Origin of the sequence: Campylobacter rectus (assembly GCF_004803795.1) — a bacterium.
Lineage (GTDB): Bacteria > Campylobacterota > Campylobacteria > Campylobacterales > Campylobacteraceae > Campylobacter_A > Campylobacter_A rectus.
Window position 1 is genome coordinate 863,994 of sequence record NZ_CP012543.1, and the last position, 15,739, is coordinate 879,732.

Genomic DNA, 15,739 nt, shown 5'->3' on the forward strand with positions numbered 1-15,739 from the left:
GGAGAAAAAATGAGTAAAATAAAAATGTGCGCCGTTTTGGCTGTTGGATTATTTGTCGTCGGATGCGGCGATAATAGCTATAACTGTGATAATGATGCGGCTACCATTGAAGCCATAAAGCTTGAATCTTACGATAAAATGTATAATAAATTTGATACTAGACTGGATAAAATTTTAGACGACTCTATGTCCTTAATCAAAATTAATTCAAGAGAAATTGTGAGCATTAATGACAGAGCCAAACGCTCCACTTGCAAGGCTAAATATACTATAGAAAATCCAAAAAACGAAAACGAATTTAAAATCATGGCTAGAGTCGTGCTCGTAATGGAAAAAGTCTTTAAGACAAACGGAATGATTTTATCAGCGAAGGATCAAAATATAAAAAATGATTTTTTTAAAGAGATAGAAAGCGATCTGCAAAGACGCAAAGACGAGCTTAGTAAGAGTATCTATGATAATCCCGATACCGGACAAGAAACGATAATCTATGATGTGTATGATAATGGGCGAGGAGATAGTTTTGTCGAGGTGGCGCAGTGAAGGCAACAGCGATAGTGATGTCCATCCATGAGCCAAGCTCCGGGATGCTGGTGTCGGGTGAGAAAAATATCATACATCGAAAGCATAAATTTTCAAAGGAATTTAAGAAAATATATGTGTATTGCCCGGATACAGCCAAAATAGTCGGAGAGCTTGAAGTGGGTGGAATTCTATACTCCGCAAGTGATGGCTCTTGTATAAGTAGAAGCCGGTTTTATGACTATTATGATAGCGAAATGGTGTATGCTATAAAAATTAAAAGAGCAATCAAATACGAACCGCCAAAAGAACCGCTTGAAATCGATCCGAATTTTAGAGCACCGCAACAATTTTATTATATAAATTAAAAAGTAAATTTAAGCGGCAGTATCGTGAGATGGTAAATGTTCTACTTTGTTCTGCTCGTAGTTGCAAAGCAGAAGTTGAGGTTTTGCGACCAAGGCTAACCAAGTAGGTTTTGCTTCTATGGTCGCAACTGCTAGCAAAAAACGAAACTCATTTCTCAAAGAAAGCGCCTAGCGCAAGAAAAACGCTCACGAGGCAATGCTTTTTACAACCCCATCTTAAACGGGTTTAGGATATTATTCGGGTCAAACGCCTTTTTGATACTTCTAAAAAGCTCCATCTCCGCAGGCGTAAAGGCAAGCGGCATAAACTCGGCCTTGCTAATACCGATGCCGTGCTCGCCGCTAAGCGTGCCGCCAAGCTCTATCGCGATCTTAAAAATTTCCTCGATCGCCTTGTGTCCACTCTCTACCTGCGCAGGGTCGGATTTATCCACGACCATGACGTTTGTGTGCACGTTACCGTCGCCGGTGTGGCCAAAGCACGGTACCTGCACGCCGTATCTTTCCGCGACGCCGCCGATGCGCCCTAGTAGCTCTGGTAGTTTTGAGCGCGGTACCGTGATGTCCTCGTTAAGCTTTAAATTTCCGTAGATATTTATCGCCTGCGAGCAGTTGCGGCGAGCAAACCAGATGTCGTTTCGCTCGCCCTCGTCTTTGGCGCGTCTAAATTCGCTAGCGCCGTTTTCTCTAAACACTCGCTCTATCGTGGCCAGATCCTGCTCTAGGCCGTCTAAAACATCGCCGTCCACGTCGGTGATGAGTAGCGCGCCCGCATCTTGCGGTAGGCCTTTGTTAAATTTAGTCTCGACGGCGCGTATGCAAAGCGCGTCTAAAAACTCCATAGCTACGGGCGTCACGCCTGCTGCCATCGTCTTATAAACGGCGTTCATCGCGGCGTTTACGCTAGGAAAAATTCCCATCGCCGTTTTTCTAAATTTAGGCTTTGCGATGAGTTTTAGCGTGATCTCGGTTATTACCGCTAGCGTGCCCTCGCTGGCGATGAGGATGCCTGCGATATTGTATCCCGCGACGTCTTTTATCGTGCGTTTGCCCGCGCGGATCACTTCGCCGCTAGGTAGCACCGCTCGTAGCGCCATGACGTAGTCTTTGGTGATGCCGTATTTTGCCGCGCGCATACCGCCCGCGTTTTCGCTGACGTTGCCGCCTAGCGTCGAGTACTCCTGGCTGGCGGGATCGGGCGGGTAGAAAAGGCCTAGCTTCTCGGCTTCGCGCTGCAAATTTATATTTATACAGCCCGGTTGCACGACGGCGACCATGTTTTGCATGTCGATCTCTAGGATTTTGTTCATATGCTTTTCAAAGGCAAGTACCACGCCACCTTCGTGCGCTAGCGCACCGCCCGTAAAGCCGCTGCCCGCACCCCTAGGCACGATTTTGACTCCGTTTTCGTTGCAGTACTTTAAAATCTCGCTAACGTCGCGCTCGTCCCTAGGAAAAAGCACGCCGTCCGGTAAATGGCGCTTTCTAGTCGCGTCGTAGCAGTAGGCGATCCTGTGTGCGTCGTCGAAGTAAGCGTTGTCTGCGCCTAATAAATTTACAAAAAATTTAGCGTGTTTTTCGTGCATCATTTTTCTTTCAAAAGAGCTTTGTAGTGGCGATCAAAGTCGCTGATCTGCTCCGAGCCCCATTTCCAAAATACCGTATCGATGTCCTTAACGCGAGTGTAGAAAGGCAGCTGGTAGTATTTGACCGCGCCGCTTTGGAAGCGTTTTAGCGGCTCGAAGCTTTGACAGTCTGCAAAAACCGCCTCGTTGTTCATAGCGATGAAAATGAGCCCCGCCGCGCTTTGGTTGCACATTTTGCGAAAGTCGTCGCGGCTGGGGTTAGGCTTATACTCGTAGCTTAGATACGAGCCTACGATGTCGGGGTGGATGAAGGTAACGCCCTTAAATGCGCCGACTACTTCGGAGTAAATTTCTTTGTTCGGCGCGACGATGAGCGAGCGGTCGTAGAGGTAGTTTAGGACGAGCTCGTCGCCGCTTTTAGGCAAAATTCCCGGCAGCGGCAGGGCTTTTTGCTCTAATGCGTCAAAAACTTCAAAGCGCACCTTCGCAAAACCGCCGCCTTTTTGCGTAACGACGGCGCGAGCGATGATAGAGCTTTGGATGTTGTCAAATCTATGCATCACGACGCCGCTACTGCCCGTTACGATACTCGGGCTATCTATGATTGTGCCTACGCCCTCATCCACGCTTATCAGCGGGGCTTTATACTCTCTCATCGAAAATTCCGCCGCAAAACTGAGGCAAGCCGCCGCTAAAAATAAAAGAAATTTTTTCAAAATTTATCTCCTGAAAGTATGAAATTTTGACGCTCATTATATCTGAAACTGCCTTAGTTTTGCAAAATGTAAGTAATTTTCGAGTAAAATACGGCTTTTAAATCAAGGGAATTTATGAAGAAATTTTCATTTGCACTACTGCTGGCTGTAAATTTATTCGCCGTAGAGCCTATAAAATCTACCGTCCAGGAGCTAAGCTGGCCTAGCGGAGATACTTTTTTAACGTTTTTAGAGAAAAATTCCATTCCGCTAAAGCTTTATTATGATCTCGATTCGGAGGATAAGGAATTTGTAAGCGAGATAAAAGCCGGTATTGCGTATCAAATTTTACGGGACGAAAAAGGCGCTATAAAGCAGGTTTTGATCCCGATAAACGAAGAGCTTCAGGCTCAAATTTACAAAGACGAAGATGATAAATTTAAATTTCAGCTCTCCTCGATCTCGTATCAGACCTATAAACGCGTGCTTAGCATGCCTGTTAGCGCAAACCCGTCGCAGGATATTTTGGAAGCTACGGGTAGCGCGGGCCTGGCGCACGGATTTTATATGGCGATGAAGGGCGAAGTGGGCGAAAAAGAATTTAGAAAGCTTAAAAAAGGCGACAGAATCGCGATGGGATACACGCAAAAATTTAGGCTCGGACGCACCTTTGGTATGCCCGAGATCCACTGGGCGATGATCGAAATCGGCGGCAAAAGATACACCGTCTATAAATACGAAAACAAATACTACGACAAAAGCGGTAAGAAAAACGATAAATTTTTGCTAACCAGACCGATCGCAAACGCTCGCATAACTTCGCCTTTCACGCCCAAGCGCTACCATCCGATACTAAAAAGATACAAGGCACATCTGGGCGTGGATTACGGCGCCGCTAAAGGCACTCCGATAAAGGCCGCGGGCGAGGGCACGGTAAAATTCGTCGGCACTAAAGGCGGCTACGGCAAGGTCGTGATCATAAGGCACGCAGGCGGCTACGAGACGCTGTATGCGCATACGAACGGCTTTGCTAAGGGTATAAAATCGGGCGTTAAAGTAAAACAAGGTCAGCTCATCGCATATGTGGGAAATACGGGCGTAAGCACCGGCGCGCATTTGCATTTCGGCGTTTATAAAAACGGCACCGCGATAAACCCCGAGACCGAGATAAAAGTCGCCAAAAGCGTGTTTGCTTCAAATGAAAGCGCTAAATTTCAAAAATATATAAAACAGTTTGACGCCAAGATAAAGGAGGCTGCAAACGAGGATAAAATCCCTGAAAAAGAGCAGAGATTTGACGCGGCGATGAGCTGGAAGAGGGCTTTGGTTGAGGCAAAAACCGATGAAAATTCGACTATGTCCGATGCCGAGGCGAATTTGACCGCAGCCGACGCTAAGGCGGGGCAAAATTTGACGGATACGAATTTAACGGCGACGCACTCTAAAAAGGCGGAAGAAAATTTAACTAAAGCAGCATTTTTAAAAACCGAAGCGAATTTGACAAGAGAGCCCGCAAAAGGCTTTAAAGACGTAAATTTGACGGCTGAAACGAATGCAAGCATAAAAACCGATGTAAATTTGACGGCAAAATCAGAGTCGAATTTAACCGCAAAAACGCAGCCTAAAGTCGAAAGCAACTCATCACAGACAAAAACGAACGCAAACGCGAGCCAAGCGGCTAAAGCCGCGGCAAAGCCCGCAAAATCAGAGTCAAATTTAACTGCCGTAAAAACAAAAGCCGGCAAAACCGCAAGCAAGACCGAGCCAAAAAAATCAGGCAAAGAGACGAAAAAATCAGAGTCAAATTCGTCTGCTAAAAATAAAGACAAACCAAAGCAGACGGCCAAGAAAAAAGACAAACCAAGCCCGGGAGCCAAAAACGAACCGAAAAAGAAAAAGGACGCAAACTCCTCCAAGGATAAGCCTAAAAAGCAAAAAGACGTAAATGCGACCAACAAAAAGGCGAAATCAAAAACGGACAAATCTGCCGAGTCAAGCGATAAAAAGAGTAAATGATGGAAGAAAACGAGCAATTAAACGAAGCTAAAGAGCTGCTCGACTCGCATCTAAACGAGACGATCGACGAGGAGCTAAGCGCCGCCGACCTCGCCCAGCACCTAAAAACGCTAAAAAAGCACGATGAGGAGCTGTTTGGCGAATACCTCGAAAAGCTCGATCCCGAGATCCTGGGCGACGTAGCGATCGAGATGCCCGATCATATGCTAAAGGACGTGATCGAGCAGCTACCGAGTGACAAGATCATCGAGGCGATCGAAGAGCTGGAGAGCGACGATGCGGCCGAGCTTTTGGAGTATATCGAGGAGATCGACGAGCAAAAGGCTAAAGAGCTCTTTGACGGCCTGGACAAGGACGATCAAGAGGAGATTTTACGTATCCGCAGCTACGACGAGGGCGAGGCGGGCGCGTTTATGCAGACGGAGCTTTTTAGCGCACATATCGACGAGCGGCTAAAAACGGCGGTAGAGCGGCTAAGGCGCGAGAAAGAAGAGGGCAAGCTAGAAAACGTCTCGCAGCTTTTCATCACCGATAAAAAGGGCGTTTTGCTCTATGCCGTGCCGCTTGAGGATCTGATACTATTTGACTTTAACCAAACCTTAAAAGAGATCATCGCAAAGAGCGAGGAGGATAAATACAAACCCCACGTAGCCGTCGATAACGAGCCTATCGAGACGGTCGTAGAAACGGTCGAAAACTACGATATGAACTCGATCGCGGTCGTCGATAGCAGGGGGTATTTGCTAGGTCGTATCACCACCGACGACATCCATGATTTTATAAAAGAAAGCGCCACGGAGCAAATCTATAACCTAGCCGGCGTAGACGACGAGGCCGAGGAGGAGGATACGAATCTAGCCAAAGCTACGAGAGCTCGCGCGATTTGGCTACTTATAAATTTATTTACCGCGCTCATTAGCTCCTCTATCATCGGGCTTTTTGACGAGACGATAGCTAGCTACGTAGCGCTTGCGGTACTGATGCCCATAGTCGCCTCCATGGGCGGAAACACCGGCACGCAGGCGCTTACGGTTACCGTGCGCCGACTAACTCTGGGAGAAATCGAGTTTAAAAACGCCGCAAATGCGCTAAAACGCGAGGTCGGTATCGCACTCATAAACGGGCTAACCTTTGCTCTTTTGATGGGCGTTATCGCTTCGCTGTGGTTTAGCCGCCCGATGCTCGGCGTCGTCATCGGCGCATCGATGCTGATAAATTTGTTTTTCGCGGGATTTTTCGGCACTTTGATACCGTTGAGCTTAAAGAAATTTAACATCGATCCCGCCGTCGGCTCGGCTGTGCTACTTACCACCGTTACCGACACGGTCGGCTTTTTTAGCTTTTTAGGACTGGCAAAATGGATACTTCTGTAAAAAATATCAAAATAGAAAATTTAACCGTTCCGCGCTACGTAAAGCCGTATCAAATTTCGTTTGATCTGTGTGAAAAGTCCGTCAGATGGGAGTGTATCAAGGCTCACGACAGCGTTTCGGTGCTGCTTTATCACGAGGATAGGGACGCGTTTTTGTTGGTTAAGCAGTTTCGCCCTGCCGTTTGGTTTAACTTGCAAGAAGGACGCGAGCTGAATTTGACGCAAAAAGGCGACGAGGGCTACACCTACGAGCTTTGCGCGGGTCTGATGGATAAAGGCAAAAGCGAGGAGCAGACCGTCATCGAGGAGATCGCCGAGGAGACGGGCTTTGCCGTGAGTAAGGTAGAGCGCATAACCTCCACCCGCGGCGCGCTGGGTTTTGGCGGAGCGAAGCAGACGATGTTTTTTGCCGCGATAAACGACGCGATGAAAATCGGCGAGGGCGGCGGCATAGACGGCGAAAATATCAAGCCCGTTTATGTGCCGCTTGGGCGGGCGCGCGAGTTTATGTTTGACGAAACCAAGACCAAGGCCACGGGACTAATGTTTGCTTTTATGTGGTTTTTTGATAAATTTAAACGCTAATTTCCGTCAAATTTGCCGAGCAAATTTAAATCTCACGTAAAAATAATCAAATTTAAGGAAAACAAATGCTAAAGAAAATCGTTTGCGCCGCTTTTTTGGCGTCTGCCGCTTTTGCCGCCGAGACTGCTTTCGAGGAGGCGAGCGCGGAGCTGGCTCAAAGCAACTACGATAACGCCTTAAAGCTCTTTGAAAAGTCTTGCTACGAGGAGAAAAACGCCGCAGGCTGCTATGCCGCGGGCTTTATAAACATTAACGTCTATTCGCAAAACTCTAGCGAGATAAAAAGCTTTGAGCAGTTTTCAAAAGCTTGCGATGCGGGCGATATGGACGGATGCAAATCTCTGGGCGACATCTACGAAAACGGACAGGCCGGACAGGAAACGGACTATAAAAAGGCGATGAAATTTTACGAAAAAGCCTGCGAGGGCAAAGTGGGCGTGGCATGCGCGAGAGTGGCCGGATATTACGACGAGGGTAGAGGCGAGGAGCAAAATTTAGCCAAAGCGTTTAAATTTTACGAGACCGCGTGCGAGTACGAGGACGCGAGCGGCTGCCATGCGCTAGCGGATATATACGAAAAGGGCGAAGGCGTAAAAAAAGACGCGACGAAGGCGATGGATTTTTACGGGCTGGCTTGCGACTACGGCTATAGAAGGGATTGCGCCGAGTTTAGAAAACTTTATAAAAACAAAAAATAAGGAGCCGCTATGTTTAAGAAAATTTATCTTTTTTTGATTTTAGTCGGGCTGGCGGCCGCGCAGACGAATTTTGAGATCGCTACGAAAAAATACCTACAGGATATGGGCGACAAAAACGTGCCCGAGCTCTACGAAAAGTCGTGCCGCGAGGATAAAAACGCCGTCGGTTGCTACATAGCCGCGCAGCTAAAATCATATCAAGCATATAATCTAAACGGCTATGATGAACAAGCGCGAAGCTGGGACGAAGTTTCCGCCCTTTATAAAAGCGCTTGCGATCTTGGCTACGCTAAAGCTTGCTCGGCGGCGGGCGATTTTTATGACTCTACGCCGTCAAATGATGATTTTGTCGCAACGCAGGATAATACGGAAGAATCGGCCGAATTTTACGAAAAAGCATGCGAGAGCAAAGACGGGGAAGCTTGCCTAAAGATAGCCAAACGGCACGACAACGCCTCAAAATTCGCCGATGCGCTAAAATACTATAAACTAGCCTGCGATGCCGGAGAGAGCGAGGGCTGCTACAACGCGGCGGATATCTACGAATCAGGCGACGGAACGCCTAAAAATAGCGCCGAAGCGGCGAAATATTACGGCCTTGCTTGCGAAAACGGCCTTGATCGCGGCTGCGCCAAATTTAAAAAATTTAGCAAATAGGAGGATGCGTTGAGAAAGATTATTTTAGCCGCGATCTTGGCGGCGACGGCTTTTGGCGGAAACTTTGAACAAGCCGCGAAAATGTATCTAAAAAAATCGGACTTCGAGAACGGCGCGCGACTGTTTGAAAAATCTTGCAACGACGATAAAAATGCCGCCGGCTGCTATATGGCGGCGTTTTTAGGCGAGCAGGGCGTCTTTTACGATAACGATGGCGGTGGCAAAAAGGTGTTTGCGCTATATAAAAAGGCCTGCGATATGGGCGATATGGACGGTTGCACGGCCGTAGCCGCGGCGTATGAGGGCGTCATACTGTGGCAAGTCTCTCAGATAGACTACGAAAAGGCGGCGGCGCTTTATAAAAAGGCCTGCGAGGGCGGAGTCGGCGAAGCGTGCGCAAGGGCGGCTGCTCATCACAGCGGCGAATACGGCGGCGCGAAAGACCCGCAAAAGGTCCGCAAATACTACTCGCTAGCCTGCGACCGCAAGGACTCGCAAGGCTGCTATATACTCGCGCAAGGATACGAAAAGGGCGAGCAGGGCGACAAGGATGTGAAAAAAGCGATGGATCTTTACGGCCTTGCTTGCGACTACGGATACACGGAAGGCTGCGTTAAATTTAGGGAGCTGGTTAAAAAGACGAAGTAAAATCGCGCCTTGCTAGATTTTGGCTGCTGGGCGAGGTGTAGATTTAAATTTATGGAAAGATATTTTGTGTAAATTTGTTTTTTCTTTTGCTAAATACTATTAATTCTGTTTTTACCTTGCTTATGTTTATACCTTTATTTATTAAAAAGTATCGTTTGATTTCTAGATATTCTTGCGCTGCGGTTATAAAAATATTTATTATCGTGCCGTCTTTAAAATATATCGCCAAGCGGTCATATAGTAATCTATTAAAGCATATGCCGCCCTGCAATGCGCAAATAATGCTCTTTGGCAAAAAGAAAATCGCGATAAACAATATAGCTATGATTATAAAATCATTAAACATAAGCATCATCATTGCGATAACAACGACGAATATGCAAATATAAAATAACTCTTTTGAAATCGGAAAATACGGCGGCGAAGAGTTTCTTATATCGGCATTTTTTGAAATATCGGTAATTTGATCCAAATTTATCCTAACAATCCTTACATTATCCACCTCTATGGATATGGAATTTTGATTAAATATTATAAAACGCTTGCTAGAAGGGCTATCTCGCTCAATAACTCTAATAAACGGTATGACTATAAGAAATATAGCGATGAAGGGAAAATCATCCGTTTCTAGCGGTTTTTTTAGATCAAGTGCGCTTAATATCCCAAGCTGGGCTGCGACTAGAACAAAAATTAACAAACTAAACTGGATAACGATTATTAAAGTGCTATGATCTTTAATAATCAACGGCTCTTTGTCGTAATCCCTTGCAAATTTGCCCGAGCCTGAATTTGCTAAATTTGAGTTTTGAAAGTCGCTGTTTGAATTTTTAGTTTGTTCGTTTGCTGTATTCAAATTTTACTCCTTTGAATCGCTATCGCTTTGGCTTTTGGTCTGCGGTTTTTAAAACGCCGAAAATATCAATCCGAAATATATGCTGTTTTAAAAACTGCCCGAGATTTTGAGCTAAATTCGTCGCCGTCTCGTCCGCCCAGCTCAAATTTGTTTTCAAAGCAAGCAAGCTTAAATTTAGCGTAAAATTTGATCTTAGCGATTTAAATTTGCCAAGGCTAACAAACTCAAATAGTATGCCAAGCTTGCTAAATCTAATGCGTCAAATTTAGCCGAGCGGTTTAAATTTGACGTCAAATTCGGCAGCCTTAAGCCGTCTTAAAATTTGGCGCCGATAAGGCTTAAAATTTAAAGCTCAAATTTTAGCATCGAACCGTACCGCCGAATTTAGCCGCAAAAGCTCAAATTTGCCGCCAAACCCTGCAATCAAATTTGATCCTGAAAAGCTCAAATTTAGCGCCGGGCAAAGCGATCAAATTTAAACCAAGTAGCCAAATTTGGCGCGCCGAGCAGCGAGCTTTGGCTTAAATTTGCCGCACTTGCCGAGCCTTCTTTAGCTCAAAATCGGTGTCAAATTCGCCGTTCGCTCAGCTCAAATTTACTTAAAACAGCCCCTTGATAAGCCCTTTTATAACGTCCTTTTTCGCATCGCCGGTGGTGCCGTTTTCGTCGTCTTTGCCGAATTTCTTATCCAAAAATCTATCCAGCTCTTTGATCGCCTTGCCCTTTAGATAGTCCGAGCCGATCGCGTATTTCGGGTTGTCGCTAGTGCCCGTGACCTTGATGTCGATGTCGGTTTTTTCGTAGTTCATCTTGATCGGCACGTTTACGGCCTTGGTTGCGATGTCGTATTTGCCGCCGGTTACCGAGACGCGGCTTCTAGTCGCGTTCATATCGGCGTTAAAGTCGATAAGGTTTTTATTTATCGTGCCTTTTATTTTGCTGTTTTTGTATATCTCGGTCGTGATGTCGCGTCCCGTGAAGGTCATTACCTGCTCGGTAAAATCGGTTTTGGCAAGCTTGCCTTCATCCACTATGACGTCAAATTTACCTTTTTGCGAGACGAGATTATACTCCATCGTCATATCGCCAGTGCCGTCGTAGACGTGCGAGAGGCCCAAAAAGTCGGTTAGACCTTTAGCGGTGAAGCTTTTTAAATTTGCGTTTAGGATATCGTCTTTTAAGACCGCCTTAAGATCGCCGTTAAAGAGCCGCGAATCTACGTTCGCGCTTAGCTTTTCGCCCGTTTTCGTCGTATCGCCGATAACCAGCAAAGGCCCGTAAAGCGGTCGCCCAATCAAAAACTCGATCTCTTTTAGCTCTCTTATGCTAAGCTCAAAGTCCGCCTTCGCCGAGCCGCTTTCAAGCTCGTAGTCGCCTTTTAGATTTTTTAGCGCGATTAGGTTTTTGTTTGCGTTTGAGACGAGGTTCGCTACCGCGTCAAATTTAGCCTTGCCGCCGTTTATAGCGACGTCTGCGTTAGCGTAGAATTTAGTGCCGCTTGGGAAGCGCTTATCCAGCTCTTTTGCCACGACCTCGCTATTAAGGGTGCCGTTTTTGACGTTAAATTTAGCCGTACCGCTGAGATTTTTCGGATCCAGTCCGTTTAGATTTACGGATCCGTCGATCACGGCGTCGGCGTAGTTTGGCAGCGCAGCCAGCGTAAATGCGTCTTTGAGCGAAAGCGCGCTTAAATTTGCCGTAAGTTTTTCGTTTTTGAGGATTGCGCCTATCTTACCGCCTAAAGCATTTGCGTTTAGATCTAGCTCGCTAAGCGCGCCTTTTACGAGTTTTGCCGCGCCTTTGACGTCTACTTTGCCCGATAGTTTTTTGCCGATTAGCTCTTCAAATTTACCCAGTTCATCGATACCCGCGTCAAATTTTACGTCCGCGTTTTTATCGTCCAGTCCGTAAACGCCGCTTAAGCTCTTTAGGTTTAAAAGCTCGGAGTTTAGCGAGGCGTTAAATTTGGCTTTCGAGCTTGCTACGTCGGCGTTTGCGTTTAGTTCAAAGGCTAGAGGTTTGCTCAAATTTATCTCCTTTGCGACCTGTTTTAGCTCGGCCGGATTTAGCCGCGCGTTTTTGGTGGCTAGCTTGACCGAGCCCGAGATATTTTTCGTGTTGTGCACGTCGTTTAGCACCGCTTCGCCGCTGATCGTTCCGCCGACAAATGCCGGGAAAGCGGCGATTTTAACGAGCTCGTCAAGCTTTAGCGAGCTGATTTTGGCGATGAGTTTGCCGCCGTTTAGCACCGCATCGACGTTACCGCCAAATCCTTCGATCTTGACGTCAAAGTTTTTTAGCTCGCCGGCGGTGGCGATGACGTTGCCGTTTGCTTTAAACGCGCCGCTAAGCTTTTGCCCCACGACGGGCTCAAATTTGGACAGATCGTCCACGATGAGTTTGACGTCGCTGCTTAGGGTGTTTGAGTTTAGATCGTAGATCGTCTTGTCGCTGCCGATCGTGGCTAGCGGCGTGATCACCGCGCTTTTGGCGCTCACGATACCGTCTTTTATCTCGGCTGCGATTTTGCCGTTCGCGGCGAAATTTGGCGGCAGGGTGATGTTAAAATCCTTTGCGATGAGCGCGTTGTCGGTTTTGACGTCTAGGATATCGATATTTGCGGTGCCGTTTGGCTTGCCGCCGCTTTCTACTATATTTGCTACGGCGGAAATTTTACCGTGCGCATAGATAGGCTGACCGGCTAGCGCTAGAGCTTTTTCGACCTGTAAATTTTTAGCGTCTAGCTTTAAAGAAAGCGGTTTGTAGTCTTTTAAATTTGCGTCAAAGCTGACGTTTGAGCCCAGCATCTGACCTACTCCGCTAGCGGTGAAATCGCTAAATTCGCCCTTTGCGACGCCTGAGATTTTCATAGCTTCGTTTAATTTGACGCCGAGGCTTTTTAGATCGCTAACGGCGACGTCGTATTTTAGATCGAGGCTTTGAGAGAAAATAGAAAGCCCGCCATTTACGTTCGCCGCGATCTCGTCGTTTATGTTAGCTACGATATCTATGCTCGTGGGGCGGATCTGAAATTTATCGAATTTAACGTCAAAACCGCTTTTTTCTTTAATCAAATTTTGGGCATAGGGTCTAACCAAACCGTTGCCAAAGTCCGTGAAGGCCGCGACGTAAGCCGCGATAATCAAAGCAAAAACCAGTCCGAGCAGGGCGCCTAAAATTTTCATCGTTTATCCTTTAGATTTAGTTTAATTTTATTATGAAACTTGAGCCGATTATACTAAGACTTGTTAAGAATTTTAGCTAAATTATTGACAAATTCTAAAAATTTGACTATAATTTCATCACTCAAAACAAAAGAGTGCTAAAAAAGTAAAATCAAACCATAAAGGATGAATTATGAATTTTCAACCGTTAGGCAAACGAGTCTTAGTCGAGCGTCTCGAGGACGTTAAAACGACCGCTTCGGGCATCATTATACCCGATAATGCAAAAGAAAAACCTTTAAGCGGCAAGGTTTTAGCGGTGTCAAGCGAGGTAGAAGGCGTGAGCGTGGGCGACAGCGTGGTTTTCGCTAAATACGGCGGCACCGAGGTCGCGCTTGAGGGCAAGACTTATTTGGTTCTAAACATCGACGATGTTTTAGGCGTTTTAAAATAAGGCTGCAGATGGCCGCAATTATGTATGTTGATTTTCCGCAAGAAGGTCTTTTTGGAGACGAGATGTCAAAAGCTTTTGAGGATTTGGCTAAAAGCATCAACCAAGAACCCGGTATGATATGGAAAATTTGGACCGAGAACAAACAAACAAAAGAAGCCGGCGGAGTTTATCTTTTTGACAATAAGGAGAATGCGGAAAAGTATCTGAAAATGCACGGCGAAAGACTGGCTAAAAACGGCTATTCAAATATTCGCGGCAAAATTTTTGATATTAATATGCCTTTATCAATGATAAACAAGGCTGATTTTTTAAAATAAATTAAAACCGAAAGGAAAAAAGATGGCAAAAGAGATATTTTTTTCAGACGAGGCTAGAAATAGGCTATACGAGGGCGTTAGAAAACTAAACGACGCGGTAAAAGTGACGATGGGGCCTCGCGGCAGAAACGTGCTGGTGCAAAAGAGCTTCGGTGCTCCTGCGATAACCAAAGACGGCGTGAGCGTGGCTAAAGAGATCGAGCTAAAAGACGCTCTGGAAAACATGGGTGCGGGTCTGGTAAAAGAGGTCGCAAGCAAGACAAACGACGAAGCGGGCGATGGCACGACTACGGCTACGGTTTTGGCGCACTCTATCTTTAAAGAGGGCTTAAGAAATATCACCGCAGGCGCGAATCCGGTCGAGGTAAAACGCGGTATGGATAAGCAAGCCGCAGCTATCATCGCCGAGCTAAAAAATCTATCGCGCAAGGTTACCGATAAAAAAGAGATCGCGCAAGTAGCGACTATCTCGGCAAACTCCGACTCCGCTATCGGCGGACTGATCGCTGATGCGATGGAAAAGGTCGGCAAAGACGGCGTCATCACCGTCGAGGAGGCAAAATCCATTCAAGATGAACTAAACGTGGTCGAGGGTATGCAGTTTGACCGCGGATATCTAAGCCCATACTTCATCACGAACGCCGAAAAGATGCAGGTTGAGCTTCAAAGCCCATATATTTTGCTTTTCGATAAGAAGATTACGAATCTAAAAGATCTATTGCCTGTGCTCGAGCAGATCCAAAAAACAGGCAAACCGCTACTAATCATCGCTGAAGACATCGAAGGCGAGGCGCTCGCGACGCTAGTGGTAAATAAACTTCGCGGCGTGCTAAACATCTCTGCGGTTAAGGCTCCGGGCTTTGGCGATCGCAGAAAAGCGATGCTTGAGGATATCGCGATATTAACCGGCGGCGAAGTAGTGAGCGAAGAGCTGGGTAGAACGCTAGAAAGCGCGACTCTAAGTGACCTAGGACAAGCTTCAAGCGTGATCATCGACAAGGATAACACGACTATCGTAAATGGCGCAGGCGAGAAATCCGCAATCGACGCTAGAATCATCCAGATAAAAGCTCAGATCGCAGAAACTACGAGCGACTACGATAAAGAAAAACTCCAAGAGCGCCTAGCTAAGCTAAGCGGCGGCGTAGCGGTTATCAAGGTCGGCGCTGCTACGGAGACTGAGATGAAAGAGAAAAAAGACCGCGTAGACGACGCTCTAAGCGCGACTAAGGCGGCTGTAGAAGAAGGCATCGTGATCGGCGGCGGCGCCGCATTTATCAAAGCCGGTGCGAAAGTGGATCTAAATTTAAGCGGCGACGAGGCTATAGGCGCAGATATCGTAAGGCGCGCGCTAACGGCTCCGCTCCGCCAGATCGCCGAAAATGCGGGCTTTGACGCGGGCGTAGTAGCAAACTCCGTAAGCGTGAGCAAGGATGACAACTACGGCTTTAACGCGGCTACGGGCGAGTATGTGGATATGTTTAAAGCAGGTATCATCGACCCGGTCAAGGTCGAGCGCATCGCTCTTCAAAACGCGGTTAGCGTGGCGAGCCTGCTCCTAACGACGGAAGCTACCATAAGCGAGCTAAAAGAGGACAAACCGATGCCTGCGATGCCCGATATGAGCGGTATGGGCGGCATGGGCGGAATGATGTAATACGCCTTTATCTGCGGGAGGCTCGGGCTTTCCGCAGGTTTTTCTTTAAATTTTCCCTTGCAAATTTAGCAAGGGGGACTCTCAAAATTATCCTTTTTAATATTTAAAAATATTCTTGGATTCTACGACAATTAAAATTTAAAAAAT

17 protein-coding genes are annotated in these 15,739 nt (G+C 46.7%); 11 read left to right on the forward strand and 6 right to left on the reverse strand.

The window, feature by feature from the left end; all coding sequences use genetic code 11:
• Window positions 1–9 precede the first annotated feature (9 nt).
• Window positions 10–543, forward strand: coding sequence for a hypothetical protein (locus CRECT_RS04135; protein WP_004319873.1), 534 nt, complete (start codon window positions 10–12; stop codon window positions 541–543).
• A complete protein-coding gene (locus CRECT_RS04140; protein ID WP_050771498.1) occupies window positions 540–890 on the forward strand; it encodes a hypothetical protein in 351 nt (116 codons plus the stop codon). The genes CRECT_RS04135 and CRECT_RS04140 overlap by 4 nt, the downstream gene beginning before the upstream one ends.
• Before the next feature lie 9 nt (window positions 891–899).
• Here CRECT_RS04140 and CRECT_RS12315 read toward each other — a convergent pair whose 3' ends face one another.
• From CRECT_RS12315 to CRECT_RS04150, 3 genes are read right to left on the reverse strand one after another with little or no spacing between them, the layout of a single operon-like run.
• The gene (locus CRECT_RS12315) at window positions 900–1,049 is read right to left on the reverse strand and encodes a hypothetical protein (RefSeq protein WP_216657916.1); all 150 of its coding nucleotides are present in this window, start codon (window positions 1,047–1,049) and stop codon (window positions 900–902) included.
• A gap of 44 nt (window positions 1,050–1,093) precedes the next feature.
• Entirely contained in the window at window positions 1,094–2,476 is a 1,383-nt protein-coding gene (locus CRECT_RS04145) for an FAD-linked oxidase C-terminal domain-containing protein (RefSeq protein ID WP_004319913.1), read from the reverse strand.
• The gene (locus tag CRECT_RS04150) at window positions 2,476–3,192 is read right to left on the reverse strand and encodes a plasminogen-binding N-terminal domain-containing protein (protein ID WP_004319877.1); all 717 of its coding nucleotides are present in this window, start codon (window positions 3,190–3,192) and stop codon (window positions 2,476–2,478) included. The genes CRECT_RS04145 and CRECT_RS04150 overlap by 1 nt, the downstream gene beginning before the upstream one ends.
• Window positions 3,193–3,306: 114 nt before the next feature.
• Between CRECT_RS04150 and CRECT_RS04155 the strand changes: the two genes are divergently transcribed.
• The 6 genes from CRECT_RS04155 to CRECT_RS04180 all read left to right on the forward strand — a co-directional run bounded on the left by CRECT_RS04155 (window position 3,307) and on the right by CRECT_RS04180 (window position 9,147).
• On the forward strand, window positions 3,307–5,187 hold the full coding sequence (locus CRECT_RS04155) for a peptidoglycan DD-metalloendopeptidase family protein (RefSeq protein WP_004319918.1): 1,881 nt from the start codon (window positions 3,307–3,309) through the stop codon (window positions 5,185–5,187).
• Window positions 5,187–6,560 carry a magnesium transporter gene (gene mgtE, locus CRECT_RS04160; RefSeq protein ID WP_004319861.1) on the forward strand — a complete coding sequence of 458 codons (1,374 nt, stop codon included), beginning with the start codon at window positions 5,187–5,189 and terminating at the stop codon, window positions 6,558–6,560. The genes CRECT_RS04155 and mgtE overlap by 1 nt, the downstream gene beginning before the upstream one ends.
• The gene (locus tag CRECT_RS04165; RefSeq protein WP_004319834.1) at window positions 6,545–7,144 is read left to right on the forward strand and encodes an NUDIX domain-containing protein; all 600 of its coding nucleotides are present in this window, start codon (window positions 6,545–6,547) and stop codon (window positions 7,142–7,144) included. The genes mgtE and CRECT_RS04165 overlap by 16 nt, the downstream gene beginning before the upstream one ends.
• Before the next feature lie 65 nt (window positions 7,145–7,209).
• Window positions 7,210–7,842, forward strand: coding sequence for a tetratricopeptide repeat protein (locus CRECT_RS04170; protein ID WP_039888265.1), 633 nt, complete (start codon window positions 7,210–7,212; stop codon window positions 7,840–7,842).
• A 9-nt stretch (window positions 7,843–7,851) separates the two neighbouring features.
• The gene (locus CRECT_RS04175; RefSeq protein ID WP_039888264.1) at window positions 7,852–8,499 is read left to right on the forward strand and encodes a tetratricopeptide repeat protein; all 648 of its coding nucleotides are present in this window, start codon (window positions 7,852–7,854) and stop codon (window positions 8,497–8,499) included.
• A 9-nt stretch (window positions 8,500–8,508) separates the two neighbouring features.
• Window positions 8,509–9,147 (forward strand): tetratricopeptide repeat protein, encoded by a 639-nt coding sequence (locus tag CRECT_RS04180; RefSeq protein ID WP_039888263.1) that lies wholly within the window; start codon window positions 8,509–8,511, stop codon window positions 9,145–9,147.
• A 49-nt stretch (window positions 9,148–9,196) separates the two neighbouring features.
• Here CRECT_RS04180 and CRECT_RS04185 read toward each other — a convergent pair whose 3' ends face one another.
• The 3 genes from CRECT_RS04185 to CRECT_RS04195 all read right to left on the reverse strand — a co-directional run bounded on the left by CRECT_RS04185 (window position 9,197) and on the right by CRECT_RS04195 (window position 13,185).
• The gene (locus CRECT_RS04185) at window positions 9,197–10,000 is read right to left on the reverse strand and encodes a hypothetical protein (protein ID WP_004319866.1); all 804 of its coding nucleotides are present in this window, start codon (window positions 9,998–10,000) and stop codon (window positions 9,197–9,199) included.
• A 19-nt stretch (window positions 10,001–10,019) separates the two neighbouring features.
• Complete coding sequence (locus CRECT_RS04190; RefSeq protein WP_157752388.1) at window positions 10,020–10,157, reverse strand: hypothetical protein; 138 nt, start codon at window positions 10,155–10,157, stop codon at window positions 10,020–10,022.
• Between the two features lie 442 nt (window positions 10,158–10,599).
• On the reverse strand, window positions 10,600–13,185 hold the full coding sequence (locus CRECT_RS04195) for a hypothetical protein (protein WP_004319818.1): 2,586 nt from the start codon (window positions 13,183–13,185) through the stop codon (window positions 10,600–10,602).
• 172 nt (window positions 13,186–13,357) lie between these two features.
• Here CRECT_RS04195 and groES point away from each other — a divergent pair, with 172 nt between their 5' ends.
• Genes groES through groL form a run of 3 tightly spaced genes read left to right on the forward strand, consistent with a single transcriptional unit; the run spans window position 13,358 to window position 15,592 of the window.
• On the forward strand, window positions 13,358–13,618 hold the full coding sequence (groES, locus tag CRECT_RS04200; protein WP_004319821.1) for a co-chaperone GroES: 261 nt from the start codon (window positions 13,358–13,360) through the stop codon (window positions 13,616–13,618).
• 8 nt (window positions 13,619–13,626) lie between these two features.
• Window positions 13,627–13,935 carry a monooxygenase gene (locus CRECT_RS04205; protein ID WP_004319887.1) on the forward strand — a complete coding sequence of 103 codons (309 nt, stop codon included), beginning with the start codon at window positions 13,627–13,629 and terminating at the stop codon, window positions 13,933–13,935.
• Between the two features lie 22 nt (window positions 13,936–13,957).
• Window positions 13,958–15,592 (forward strand): chaperonin GroEL, encoded by a 1,635-nt coding sequence (gene groL / locus CRECT_RS04210; protein WP_004319891.1) that lies wholly within the window; start codon window positions 13,958–13,960, stop codon window positions 15,590–15,592.
• Window positions 15,593–15,739: the final 147 nt, after the last annotated feature.